Below are 12264 nucleotides of genomic sequence, written 5' to 3' on the forward strand. Positions count from 1 at the left end.
ACAGTTGCACGCTCCGCATAACGGACTGAAAAGCGTACATATTTGGAATTAAAGCCCATTTCCGCCAAAAGTCGGATAAACAATGGCTCTCCCGCATACTTGACCGGGCGGGATCCTGAGAATCGGTTGGGTTGCGGCGGCGGTACGTTATTGATCGCAGCGGCAAAGCTGGGAATGATGCGAGCAACGCGACCAGCCATTGTCCGCCACAGGGAAACGACTTCATGAGCAAAGCCGCCAAATTCACCGGCCCGAAATTCACCGGCACTGAGAATTATATCACGACCCGGGACCTGGAGATTGCGGTCAACGCCGCCATGACGCTGGAACGGCCGCTGCTGGTGAAGGGCGAGCCCGGCACCGGCAAGACCGTGCTGGCGCGGGAGGTGGCGCAGGCGCTGGGCATGCCGCTTATCGAATGGCATGTGAAGTCGACCACCAAGGCGGCGCAGGGGCTCTATGAATATGACGCTGTTGCGCGGTTGCGGGACGGGCAGCTGGGCGAGGCCAGGGTCCACGACATTGCGAACTATATCATCCGCGGCAAATTGTGGGAGGCGTTCACGGCAGAGCAGCAGGTTGTGCTGCTCATTGACGAGATCGACAAGGCGGATATCGAGTTTCCCAACGATCTGCTCCAAGAACTCGATCGCATGGAATTCTTCGTCTACGAGACCAAGGAAACGATCGAGGCGCGGTTCCGCCCGCTGGTCATCATCACCTCGAACAATGAAAAAGAATTGCCGGACGCCTTCCTGCGCCGCTGCTTCTTCCATTTCATCCGCTTCCCGGATCGTCAGACGATGGAGCGCATCGTGGCGGCGCATTATCCCGACATCAAACACGATCTCGTGCGGGAAGCCTTGAACCTCTTCTTTGATATCCGCGAGGTACCGGGCCTGAAGAAGAAGCCCGCCACCTCGGAACTCCTCGACTGGCTGAAGCTCCTCATGGTCGATGACATTCCCCCTGAGATCCTGAAATCCAACGATCCGAAGCTGGTGGTGCCCCCGCTTTACGGCGCGCTCCTCAAGAACGAGCAGGATGTGCATCTGTTCGAGCGGGTGGCGTTCCTGGCCAGGCGCGGTCAATAATGGGCGGGCAATAGGCGCCTCATGTTCGCGGGCTTTATCACATCGCTGCGCAATGAAGGGGTCCAGGTGTCGCTCACCGAATACCTCACCTTGCTGAAAGCGATGAAACATCAGGTGGCGGTCCTTGATGTCGAGGATTTCTATTATCTCGCCCGCGCAACCCTGGTGAAGGATGAGCGGCTGGTCGACCGCTTCGACCGCGTCTTTGCTCTCTATTTCCAGGGCATCGCCGGCATATCCCAGGACCTGCTGGCGGAGATTCCGGATGAATGGCTGAAGAAGCTTGCTGAGAAATATCTCTCGGCCGAGGAGATGGCGGCCATTCAGGCGCTGGGTGGATTCGAGAAACTGATGGAGACCCTGCGCGAACGGTTGGCCGAACAAAAGGGCCGTCATCAGGGTGGTTCGAAATGGATCGGGACCGCCGGCACTTCGCCCTTTGGTGCCTATGGCTACAATCCGGAAGGTGTGCGCATCGGGCAGGATGAGTCGCGTCATCGCCGCGCGGTCAAGGTCTGGGACAAGCGCGAATTCAAGGATCTCGATGGCGAGGTGGAGCTTGGCACGCGCGGCATCAAGCTGGCCCTGCGCCGCCTGCGCCGCTGGGGTCGCGAGGGCGAAGCCAATGAGCTCGACCTCAACGGCACGATCCGCGCGACAGCGGCCAATGGCGGTGTGCTTGATCTCCATCTCCGGCCCGAACGGCGCAACAAGGTGAAGGTCCTGCTGCTCCTGGATATCGGCGGATCGATGGACGATCACATCGAGGAATCGGCGCAGCTCTTCTCAGCCGCGAAATCCGAATTCAAGCATCTTGAGACGTTCTACTTCCACAACTGTCCCTATGAGAAACTGTGGCGCTCGAACCGGCGACGCCATGATGATTTCACCTCGACCACCCAGGTCATGAATACCTACGGGCCGGATTGGTGCCTGATCATTGTCGGCGATGCGACCATGAGCCCCTATGAGATCACCCATGCCGGCGGGTCGGTCGAACATTGGAATGAAGAGGCCGGTGCCGTGTGGATGGATCGTCTACTGAAGCACTATCCCAAATCGGCCTGGATCAATCCCAGGGACACGCAGCATTGGGGCTACACGGCATCGCTCAAACTGCTGAAGCAAATGATGGGCGAGCGCATGTTCCCACTGACCTTGGATGGGTTGGATGGCGCGCTGAAGGAATTGCGCCGGCCGCATTGAAGGCGTCAGTCGGCGTCACTCCGGCCGCGAAGCTTCTTGATCTTGGCATAGGCTTCGTTGATCTGTGCGGCCATGCGGTTGGCGAGCTGGACAAAATCCGGGGGCAGGTTCATGGCGCCGATACTGTCGGGATGCACAGGCGCAATCGCCTTGTGATAGGCGGCCCTCACCTCGGCATCCGGGGCATTTTCCGAAACACCGAGAATGTCATAGGGGCCGCGGCCAAGGCGCGCCTCGTTTTCCATCGGTACGATGCGGCGGATCGCTTCCTTGCGGATGATCTCGGTCGTGCCGTCGGATGCTTCGAATGGCAGGAACTGGCGGTTGTCGTTCAATGTATCGCTGACGCGCGTGTTCGGCGCCACGAACAGCGCCATCAGCCGCTCGACACCGTCATCCAGCTCGACCCGCATCAGCACCTTGTGGCGGGTCTTCTTCGTTTGAGAACTGTCGAACATCCGACTCTGCAACCATTGCTAGGGCAAGAATCGAGAGTGCCGCGAATTGGTTAATAAATAGTAGCGGTCGCGCCAGCGGCTTAGGCAGGCTTTCTCTATGCAGGTTTTCTGGCGAAGGCGAGGGCAAGTCCAAGACCGCACAACAGGGCGCCGGAGGTCCGCTGCAGGCGGCGGAAGATATGCTGCCGCCCTATCAGCTTGTGGCGCAGCTTGCCGGCGAAGACAGCGATGATGAGATCCGGCGTGGTGTTGAGTGCGACCGATATCGCGCCCAGCGTGATGAACTGCAGAGCGACGTTGCCACGCGCCGGATCGACGAACTGTGTCACGAAGGCCAGGAAGAAGGCGGCGGTCTTCGGGTTGAGAGCCTCGACCACGATGCCTTCCAGGAACGCACGGCGGCTGCCGGCGGCCTTCACCTCGATGCTGGAGAGGTCGATCCCGGCCGAGCGCCAGGTGCGGATGCCAAGCCACACCAGGTAAAGGGCGCCCACCAGCTTGACCACCGTGAAGACATTGGCGCTGGCCATCAGGATGGCGGAGACGCCGATGGCACCGCCGATCACATGCACGAAGCCGCCCAGCGCCGTCCCGAAGCTCGAGGCAAATCCTTCGGCCCGTCCGCCTGACAAAGACCTCGCCGCGACATAGAGCATGCCGGGGCCGGGCGAGATGGCGAGCGCCGTCGCTGCCAGCAGGAAGATCGCAAAATGCGCCGGATCGAACATGGTTGCTGACTCCTTGGAGCGTTCTTGAGTGAGATAAAGTGGTTGCAACACCCCTCACCCCAACCCTCTCCCCGCAAGCGGGGCGAGGGAGTTTCTAACGAGCGCGCTATGGGCCCCTCGCCCCATGAAATGGGGAGAGGGGTTGGGGTGAGGGGCGCTTAGTACGCAAACTCGGAATAGACCGGATCGACCTTGCCGCCCCATTTGCCGTGATAGAGGTCGAGCTTCAATTCGGCCGGTGTCTTGCCGCTGTCGGCGATGATCTGAAGCGGGTTGAGGAAGCCGGATTCATCCATGCCGCCGAGATCCGTGGCGCCGCGTTTCTGCAGGCCGGCACGCGCGATCGCCAGCACGTCCAAGGCGATGTCGCGCACCTTGCGGCCGCGGAACGGCGTGTTGAGCGCAAGGCGCGGCACGTCGGCACGCAGCTGCTCATGCTCGGCGATGGTCCAATCCTTGACCAGGTCCCAGGCGGCATCGAGCGCCGTCTGATCGTAGAGGAGGCCCACCCACAAGGCCGGGAGCGCACAGAGTCGTTCCCAAGGCCCGCCATCGGCGCCACGCATTTCCAGGAACTTCTTCAAGCGCACTTCCGGGAAGGCGGTGGTCATGTGATCGGCCCAATCGCCGGTCGTGGGAATCTCGCCGGGGGCTGCCGGCAATTTGCCTTTCAGGAAATCGCGGAACGACTGTCCCGAGGCATCGATGTATTGGCCGTCGCGATAGACGAAATACATCGGCACATCGAGCATGTAATCGACATAGCGCTCGAACCCCATGCCTTCTTCGAAGACGAAGGGCAGGATGCCGCAGCGATCCGGGTCGGTATCGGTCCAGATATGACTGCGATAGCTCAAGAATCCGTTGGGCTTGCCTTCGGTGAAGGGCGAATCGGCAAAGAGAGCGGTCGCAATCGGCTGCAAAGCGAGACTGGTGCGGAACTTCTTCACCATGTCGGCTTCGGAGGAGAAGTCGAGATTGACCTGCACCGTGCAGGTGCGCAGCATCATGTCGAGGCCAAGCTTGCCGACCTTGGGCATGTAATCGCCCATGATCTTGTAGCGGCCCTTGGGCATCCAGGGCGTGTCGGCGCGGGACCATTTGGGGTCGAAACCCATGCCGAGCACGCCGATGCCGAGCTCTTCGGAAATGGCCTTCACCTGCTTCAGATGCTGGCCGACTTCGCGACAGGTCTCGTGAATCGATTTCAGCGGCGCGCCTGACAGTTCGAACTGCCCACCCGGTTCCAGCGTGATGCTCTCGCCATTCTGCGACATGGCGATGATCTTGCCGTTCTCCTCGATCGGCTCCCAGCCATAGCGGATGAGACCCTTCAAGAGCGCGCCGATGCCATTGGGCGCGTCATAGCTGACGCGGCGCAGGCTTTTGAGGTCGTAGACGAATTTCTCGTGCTCGGTACCGATACGCCAATCCGCCTTGGGCTTGTTGCCTTCAGCGATGTAGTCGATCAGCTGGCTCTTCGCGGTCACGATTTCGCCGCGCGATTTGGGCGGTGCTGACACGATGTTCCCCCTCAGTCCGAACGTTCCCTAGGCCGGCAATTGGCCGATCGGCAACAACGGTGCCGGTGGCCTAAGGGCGCCGTCGCCCAGGATGCTTTGAAAGACCGCCAGCGCTGTGAGTGCTGCGGTGTCAGCGCGCAGGATTCTTGGTCCCAGGCCAACGGGGGTAACAAATGGCAGTTTTGAGAGGAGGTCAAGCTCGGAACGTGCAAAACCCCCTTCTGGCCCACAAACTATTGCCCATGCGTTAGAAATACTCACAGTGGGCTTGAGGGCATTTAGGGCCTCGGCAATGGGCGCTGCCGGACCTGCCTCGGCGCACAGGATCAGCCGCCTCTTAGCATCCCACCCCTGCAGCAATTCCGGGAGTGACAGCGGCGCGCGAATCTCCGGCAAGGTCAGGCGCTCGGTCTGTTCGGCAGCTTCGATCGCATTGGCCGCCAGCCGTTCGAGATTGAGCCGCGTCGAGGCCGTATGCTGGGTGAAGACCGGCTGGAAGGCGGCAACGCCGAGCTCGGTCGCCTTTTCCACCAGGAAGTCGACGGCATCCTTTTTCAACGGGGCAAAGCATAGCCACACATCCGGGACATCCATCTGCGGCCTGCGCTGGCTGTCGACGCGCACATCCACGGTGCGCTTGCCGATATCGGCGATCACGGCATTGAATTCACCGTCGCGGCCGTTGAACAGGATGAGTTGGTCGCCGGCCTGGCGGCGCATGACATTCTTCAGATAATGCGTCGCGCGTTCCTCGGCCGCAAAGGTCTGGCCGGGTTTCAGTTCGACGGGGACGTAAAGGCGTGGGATCATGTTCTTGAGCGATTCTACAGCTGTGACTATGGTCTGGGACGACGATAACCCTAAATGACAGACATGACGCTATGAGCGCTGCCAGCGATATTCAAGCAGGCGATTGGATCGACCGGTATGTGCCGGCGGCGATTCGCCCTTATCTGCGTCTGGCGCGCCTCGACCGCCCGATCGGCACCTGGCTCCTGCTGTTTCCGGGCTGGTGGTCGCTCTGCCTCGCCCAGCCGCGGGGGATCGGGCCGGATATTCGTCTTCTCATCCTGTTTGCCATAGGCGCTGTGGTCATGCGCGGTGCCGGCTGCACCATCAATGACATTGTCGACCGCGATTTCGATGCCAAGGTGGCGCGCACGGCCACAAGGCCGCTGGCATCGGGCGCCCTGTCGCTGAAACAGGCCTATCTGTTCCTGGGGCTACAGCTCGCCATCGGGTTGGTCATCCTGCTGCAGTTCCTGCCCTTTGCCATCGGGCTGGGGGCGGCGTCGCTGGTCCTGGTTGCGACCTATCCGTTCATGAAGCGCATCACCTGGTGGCCGCAGGCGTTCCTCGGCCTCACCTTCAACTGGGGTGCGCTGCTGGGCTGGGCGGTGATCTGGGGTTCGCTGTCCGCGGCGCCCCTCTGGCTTTATGCCGGCGGCATTTTCTGGACGCTGTTTTACGACACCATCTATGCCCATCAGGACAAGGCGGATGACACGCTGATCGGCATCAAATCGACGGCGCTGAAACTGGGGGCGCAGACCAAGCCCTGGCTGCTGGGTTTTGCGGCGGTCACGATCTGCTTTTTTGCCTTGTCACTCTGGTCGGCCGGGTCAGAGCACATCGCCTATGCGGCACTTGCGGGTGTTTGCATTCACATGCTGTGGCAGCTTCACGATGTCGATCTCGATGACGCCAAGGATTGCAAGGCCAAATTCGACAGCAACCGGTTCATCGGCTGGATCCTGCTGTTCGGCATCGTCATCGATCGGATGAGGGTGTGACGGATCCTGATATTTTCATCCGCACGCAGACCAAGATCGCACGGCCGAGCCTGGTCCCGGAACTGAAGCTGCATCTTGCCACCGAAATAGCCCCCATCTGGCGGGCGACACAGAACGAGCTCGACAATGCCGGCGTGCCGCCACCCTATTGGGCCTTTTGCTGGCCGGGTGGGCAGGCCCTGACACGCTTCCTCATCGATCAGCCGCACTGGGTCAAGGGCAAGCGCGTGCTCGATTTCGCCGCCGGCAGCGGCCTTTCCGGCATCGGTGCGGCCAGGATGAAGGCCGCTCATGTCACGGCCGCCGAAATTGATGCCTTCGCCGCCACGGCGATCAGGCTCAATGCCAAGCTCAACAAGGCCGCCGTCGAGATCGTGACCGAGGATCTGGTCGGGCGCCTGGATCTCGGTTTCGATGTCGTGCTCGCAGGCGACGTATGCTACGAACGGCCGATGGCGGAGCGGGTCTTTGGCTGGTTCGAAGCGCTGGCGGATGCCGGTGTCACCGTCTTGATGGGGGATCCGGGCCGGGCCTATCTGCCGCGCCGGGGGCTTGTCGAGATGGCGCGCTATATGGTGCCGACCTCGACCGAGTTGGAAGACAAGGACATGCGCCTCACCTTGATCTGGCGCATAGCAAGCGGAGCGGAAGCGTGAGTGATTTGGTAAAGGTTGCGGGTCTCTATCGATATCCGGTGCAAAGCGTGCAGGGCGAAGAACTCACTATCGCCACCTTCGGCCCCAAGGGCGTCGTCGGTGATCGCGGCTTCGGGATCGCCGATCTGGAGCTTGGTGTCATCGCCCATGCCAGTCGGCCTAAGCGACAATACCGCGCCCTCATCACCTGGCGCGCCCGCTATCTCGCGGAACCGCAGCTGGGCACGGACCTGCCGGTCGTCGAGCTCAATTTCGGCGATGGCACGCTCTTGCGCAGCGACAGTCCGGATATCGACCAGCGTATCAGCGAGCGCCTCGGCATGCCTGCAGCGCTTGTGCGCAATGACGCCAGCCGTGTGCCGAAACTCTATGACGCAAGCCATTGCCATCTGCTGACCACCGCCACCTTGAAGCGCCTGAAGCAGGAGCATGAGAGCGGCGATTTTGCGCCGGCCCGGTTCCGCCCCAACATCATGCTGGATGCAGGCGATGCGGTTGGTTTCCTGGAAGAGGCATGGCTCGGCAGCAAAGTGACGATCGGGGGTGCCGGTTTCGATATCAACGATGCCTGCAAACGCTGCGCCCTCACCACCCGTGCGCAGGGCGATCTGCCCGACGATCCCGGCATCCTGCACAGCACCGCTGCCAACAAGACCGTGGCCGGCGTCTATGGTTCGGTTGTACGGGAGGGTGTCGTGAAGGTGGGGGATGTGGTGAAGGTGGGCGTTTAGGCAGATTGTTCGAGCGCGATATTGCATCGAGAGGCACAAGCCCTCTCCCCTTGCGGGAGAGGGTAGGGTGAGGGGGTGGAAAGAGCAGTCTCGTTGATGGATCCCCCTCACCCCAACCCCTCTCCCGCAAGGGGAGAGGGGCTTCGCACTAGACAGGGCAGATCCCGTCCGCTCTTCGACAGAAACAGAAAGCCCCGCACATCACATGCGGGGCTTTTCGTTTCAGTGAGCCAAATTTACTTGTTCGGCTGCGGGGTGATGCGGAGATACGGTTTGATCTTCTTGTAGCCCTTGGCCGCGAACAGCTTGTCGGCTTCGGCGTCGGGAATGCTCGGCGGAATGATGCAGTCATCGCCATCGCGCCAGTTGACCGGTGTCGCTACTTTGAAATTGGCGGTGAGCTGCAGGGAATCGAGCACGCGGATGATCTCGTCGAAATTTCGGCCCGTGCTCATCGGATAGGTGATCTGCAGCTTCACCTTCTTGTCCGGACCGATGATGAAGACCGACCGCACGGTGGCGGTCGCATCCGTATTCGGGTGGATCATGTCGTAAAGTTCCGACACCTTGCGGTCGGAATCGGCCAGCAGCGGGAAATTGAGCGCATGGCCCTGCGTTTCCTTGATGTCGCCGATCCAGCCCTGATGTTCTTTCAAGCCGTCAACCGAGAGGCCGATCACCTTGGTGTTGCGCTTGTCGAATTCAGGCTTCAGACGGGCGACTTCGCCGAGCTCGGTGGTGCAGACCGGCGTGAAATCCTTGGGATGCGAAAAGAGGATCGCCCAGGAATTGCCGATCCAGTCATGGAACTTGATCCTGCCGTCGGTCGAATCCTGTTCGAAATCGGGGGCGGTATCGCCAAGTCGAAGGCTCATGAGAATCTCCTCTGTCTGATTTTTTATAGCGGAACTCTATATCGGAACTATTCGCCGGCGGCACTCAACTTTGGTTGCGGCTTGGTGAAACTGCGGTCGTGGGTCAAGGCCGGCACGGCATAGCGTGCCTTTGTGACAAGTGCCGTATCAATCTCGGCAGTCACCACGCCGACATCGGTGCCGGCATCGGCCAGCACTTTGCCCCAGGGGTCGATGATCAGCGAATGGCCATAGGTGCCGCGGCCATCGGCGTGCATGCCGGTCTGGGCCGCCGCGAACATGAAACAGCCGGTCTCGATGGCGCGGGCGCGCAGCAGCACATGCCAATGCGCTTCCCCGGTCGGCACGGTGAAGGCGGCCGATCCTGTGAGGAAGCTCGCCCCCGCCTGCGCCAGGGCGCGGTGGAGATAGGCAAAGCGCACATCGTAGCAGATGGTCAGGCCAAGGCCGCCCCACGGTGTGTCGGCAACAACGGCTTCGACGCCTGGGCGAACCTGCGCCGACTCGCGGTGGCTTTCGCCGGTCGGTAGATCGACATCGAACATGTGGATCTTGTCGTAGCGCGCCACCACCTGGCCCTGCGGATTGAACACGAACTGGCGGTTGGCAATGCGCGTGGGCTCGGCGCGGACCGGCATCGAGCCGATCACCAGCCAGGTGCCCAGTTCCTTGGCGAGGTCCGAGAAGGCGGGGAGGCCGGGATGCTCTTCCTCGGCTGGCGTCTTGGCAAGCGCCGCCTTCTTGTCCGGCTCCAGGATGGTGGTGTTTTCCGGCGTCACGATGAGTTCGGCACCCTGGGCATGGGCTGCGCGGATGAGGTCGCTGGCGGCAACGATGTTCGGTGCCACGTCGCGCTGGGTGTTCATCTGCACGCAGGCTGCGGTGAAGACAGGTGCTTTGCTGTCGGTCATGGTGGAACTCCTAATCTATCCGTCGCGATTCCAGACCGATCCGGGGCCGCGCAACTTTTTTTGCGTGGCAATGCCCAGCGGCTCAGTGATTGGCGTGAAGCAAGGGCTGCAATTTGCCGGCCTGGTCGAGAGCGTAGAGATCGTCGCAGCCGCCGACATGCCGGTCATCAATGAAAATCTGCGGGACCGAAGTTCGGCCGCCAGCCCGTTTGCGCATTTCGTCGCGCAGCTTGCCGTCGGTCATGACGTCGATTTCCTTGAATTCCGCCCCGCGCTCCTGCAGCAGCTTCTTGGCGCGATAGCAGTAACCACAAAGCATGGTGGTATAGATCTCAACCTTGGCCATTCACACACCGATCCGATGTAATTCCGGGTTCTGCTGAAATCCACCCTGATCTGACGCCAGCAGGACCTCCGTAATGTCAGCCTTTGGGGGGCCGTTGACAAGGGGGTGCGACCCCAGCTCGCGCAAGCTTTCCTCGCGGAAACGCTTACTTTTTTCACGGACATTCGGGATTATCCCTACATTTCCTGGATAACCCTCGCCAAAGCCAGAACATCGACCGCACTGGCCCCTGCCTGGCGCAGGACTTTGGCGCAGTTGGTGACCGTGGCACCTGTAGTGATCACGTCGTCGATCAACAGCACCCGCTTGCCGGTGAGGGCGCCACGCCGGCGCGGATGCAGGGCAAAAGCGCCCGCGACATTGCGTTGGCGGGCAAGGCGGCCAAGATGGCCCTGCTTCGCCGTCGCCCGCTTGCGTATCAGGAGATCGGCGATCACGGGTTTGCCGGTAAGGTCGCCCAGCGCGACGGCGAGCAGGGCCGCCTGATTGTAGCGGCGGCCAAACAGGCGCGACCAATGCAGAGGCACCGGGGCGATGATGTCGGCATCGCCAATCAAGGTGTCGCCAGCGCGCTTCAGCCATGCGGCAAAAGCGGGGGTGAGCGACGTCCGGTCGGCATGTTTGTAGGCGAGGACGAGATCGCGGCTGGCCTCGTCATAGCGTAGGACCGATCGCGCCCGGTCAAAGGCCGGCGGTGCCTGGGTGCAAGCCCCGCACAGGGCGCCGGCACCCAAATCGAAATCGAAAGGCTGGCCGCAACAGGCGCAGCAGGGGGGCGAAAGAAAGCTCAGGCCCTGCCAGCAGCTGGGGCAAAGCGCTGCGCCACCCTGTGCCGCCACCACGATCCCGCATTTCAGGCAGCGCGGCGGCAAGACGGAATCGAGGGCGCGGGCAAAGACGCGCACCAAAGGGCCTCGCAGCTCACTCATATAAGTCATGCCGCCATTTCACGAAATAAGATGGCATCCGTCAACCCTGGGTAGGGTCCCGATTTGACGTTGCGCGGCGGCGCGGCTTGCGCATACTCCGCTGCCATGAACGAGCAGCAACATGTCTTTGACCGCGCGCAGGTCCGGCAACAGCGCCGCCGCGCCGCAGCCGACTTCGGACGTCACGATTTCCTGTTCCGCGAACTCGCTGAGCGGCTGCTCGACCGGCTGGCCGACATTCGCCAATCCTTTCCGCTGGCGGTCGATCTCTCGCCCCAAATCGGGGGGCTCACCGCCGTATGGCAGGCGATGGGCGGCAATCTGGGTGGAATCGATACGTTGATCGAAGCCGGGGAGGGTGTCATCGCGGCATCTGCCGGCGGCGGCGCCTTGCGTGTCGCCTGCACCGAGGAAGCCCTGCCGTTCCGGGCCGGCAGCCTTGACCTCATCCTGTCCTGCATGGGGCTGCATTGGGTCAACGATCTGCCCGGCGCCTTCATTCAGATGCGCGATGCCCTGCGGCCGGATGGCCTCTTCCTCGGCGTCATGCTGGGTGGCGAGACGCTCACCGAGTTGCGGCAGTGCCTGATGGAGGCCGAACTTGCCGAGACGGGTGGCGCCAGCCCGCGGGTATCGCCCATGGTAGGCCTGCGCGACGCCGCCGGCCTGCTGCAGCGGGCAAGCTTTGCACTGCCTGTGGCCGATGTCGAAACGCTGACGGTGACATACCCCAATGCCCTGGCCTTGATGCACGAGCTGCGCGGCATGGGGGAGGGGAACGCCCTGGTCAGCCGGTCGCGCAAGCCATTGGGCCGCAACGTCATTGCCCGCGCCGCATCCCTCTATGCAGAGCGCTATGGCGATGCCGAAGGGCGCATCCCGGTGACGTTCCAGGCGCTGTTCCTGACCGGCTGGGCGCCCAGCGCCAACCAGCAGCAACCGGCGCGGCGCGGCAGCGGCGAAATCAGCCTCGCCAACGTCTTTGCGGCAAAGGATTGCAGCAGCTAGGCGGCG

Annotated in this window: 14 protein-coding genes; 6 read left to right on the forward strand and 8 right to left on the reverse strand. The window is 61.8% G+C overall.

What is annotated here, in order from left to right; genetic code table 11:
* Positions 1–224 precede the first annotated feature (224 nt).
* Positions 225–1094 (forward strand): AAA family ATPase, encoded by an 870-nt coding sequence (locus tag AC1DWZ_RS09685; RefSeq protein ID WP_477168677.1) that lies wholly within the window; start codon positions 225–227, stop codon positions 1092–1094.
* Positions 1095–1115: 21 nt separating this feature from the next.
* Positions 1116–2300 carry a vWA domain-containing protein gene (locus AC1DWZ_RS09690; protein ID WP_477168678.1) on the forward strand — a complete coding sequence of 395 codons (1185 nt, stop codon included), beginning with the start codon at positions 1116–1118 and terminating at the stop codon, positions 2298–2300.
* Positions 2301–2305: 5 nt separating this feature from the next.
* On the opposite strand, the gene AC1DWZ_RS09695 is transcribed toward AC1DWZ_RS09690, so the two are convergent.
* From AC1DWZ_RS09695 to AC1DWZ_RS09710, 4 genes are all read right to left on the reverse strand, one after another.
* Entirely contained in the window at positions 2306–2758 is a 453-nt protein-coding gene (locus AC1DWZ_RS09695) for a J domain-containing protein (RefSeq protein ID WP_477168679.1), read from the reverse strand.
* A gap of 95 nt (positions 2759–2853) precedes the next feature.
* Complete coding sequence (locus tag AC1DWZ_RS09700) at positions 2854–3486, reverse strand: LysE family translocator (RefSeq protein ID WP_477168680.1); 633 nt, start codon at positions 3484–3486, stop codon at positions 2854–2856.
* Between the two features lie 158 nt (positions 3487–3644).
* Complete coding sequence (locus tag AC1DWZ_RS09705; RefSeq protein ID WP_477168681.1) at positions 3645–5009, reverse strand: glutamate--cysteine ligase; 1365 nt, start codon at positions 5007–5009, stop codon at positions 3645–3647.
* A gap of 27 nt (positions 5010–5036) precedes the next feature.
* The gene (locus tag AC1DWZ_RS09710; RefSeq protein ID WP_477168682.1) at positions 5037–5819 is read right to left on the reverse strand and encodes a 16S rRNA (uracil(1498)-N(3))-methyltransferase; all 783 of its coding nucleotides are present in this window, start codon (positions 5817–5819) and stop codon (positions 5037–5039) included.
* Positions 5820–5890: 71 nt separating this feature from the next.
* Here AC1DWZ_RS09710 and ubiA point away from each other — a divergent pair, with 71 nt between their 5' ends.
* Genes ubiA through AC1DWZ_RS09725 form a run of 3 tightly spaced genes read left to right on the forward strand, consistent with a single transcriptional unit; the run spans position 5891 to position 8189 of the window.
* The gene (ubiA, locus tag AC1DWZ_RS09715; protein ID WP_477168683.1) at positions 5891–6802 is read left to right on the forward strand and encodes a 4-hydroxybenzoate octaprenyltransferase; all 912 of its coding nucleotides are present in this window, start codon (positions 5891–5893) and stop codon (positions 6800–6802) included.
* Positions 6799–7458 (forward strand): class I SAM-dependent methyltransferase, encoded by a 660-nt coding sequence (locus tag AC1DWZ_RS09720; RefSeq protein WP_477168684.1) that lies wholly within the window; start codon positions 6799–6801, stop codon positions 7456–7458. Before ubiA ends, AC1DWZ_RS09720 begins: the two co-directional genes overlap by 4 nt.
* Positions 7455–8189: an MOSC domain-containing protein gene (locus AC1DWZ_RS09725; RefSeq protein WP_477168685.1), complete on the forward strand. Its 735-nt coding sequence runs from the start codon at positions 7455–7457 to the stop codon at positions 8187–8189. The genes AC1DWZ_RS09720 and AC1DWZ_RS09725 overlap by 4 nt, the downstream gene beginning before the upstream one ends.
* A 236-nt stretch (positions 8190–8425) precedes the next feature.
* Here the strand turns inward: AC1DWZ_RS09725 and AC1DWZ_RS09730 are convergent, their stop codons facing one another.
* From AC1DWZ_RS09730 to AC1DWZ_RS09745, 4 genes are all read right to left on the reverse strand, one after another.
* Positions 8426–9064, reverse strand: a complete 639-nt coding sequence (locus AC1DWZ_RS09730; RefSeq protein WP_477168686.1) for a peroxiredoxin — start codon at positions 9062–9064, stop codon at positions 8426–8428.
* A gap of 47 nt (positions 9065–9111) precedes the next feature.
* A complete protein-coding gene (locus AC1DWZ_RS09735; protein WP_477168687.1) occupies positions 9112–9975 on the reverse strand; it encodes a carbon-nitrogen hydrolase family protein in 864 nt (287 codons plus the stop codon).
* Between the two features lie 82 nt (positions 9976–10057).
* A complete protein-coding gene (grxC, locus tag AC1DWZ_RS09740) occupies positions 10058–10321 on the reverse strand; it encodes a glutaredoxin 3 (RefSeq protein ID WP_477168688.1) in 264 nt (87 codons plus the stop codon).
* 176 nt (positions 10322–10497) lie between these two features.
* Entirely contained in the window at positions 10498–11250 is a 753-nt protein-coding gene (locus AC1DWZ_RS09745) for a double zinc ribbon domain-containing protein (RefSeq protein ID WP_477168689.1), read from the reverse strand.
* A 105-nt stretch (positions 11251–11355) separates the two neighbouring features.
* Between AC1DWZ_RS09745 and AC1DWZ_RS09750 the strand changes: the two genes are divergently transcribed.
* Positions 11356–12258 carry a methyltransferase domain-containing protein gene (locus AC1DWZ_RS09750; protein WP_477168690.1) on the forward strand — a complete coding sequence of 301 codons (903 nt, stop codon included), beginning with the start codon at positions 11356–11358 and terminating at the stop codon, positions 12256–12258.
* The last annotated feature ends 6 nt before the right edge of the window (positions 12259–12264 follow it).

Source organism: Dongia sp. P2_B8, assembly GCF_056404715.1.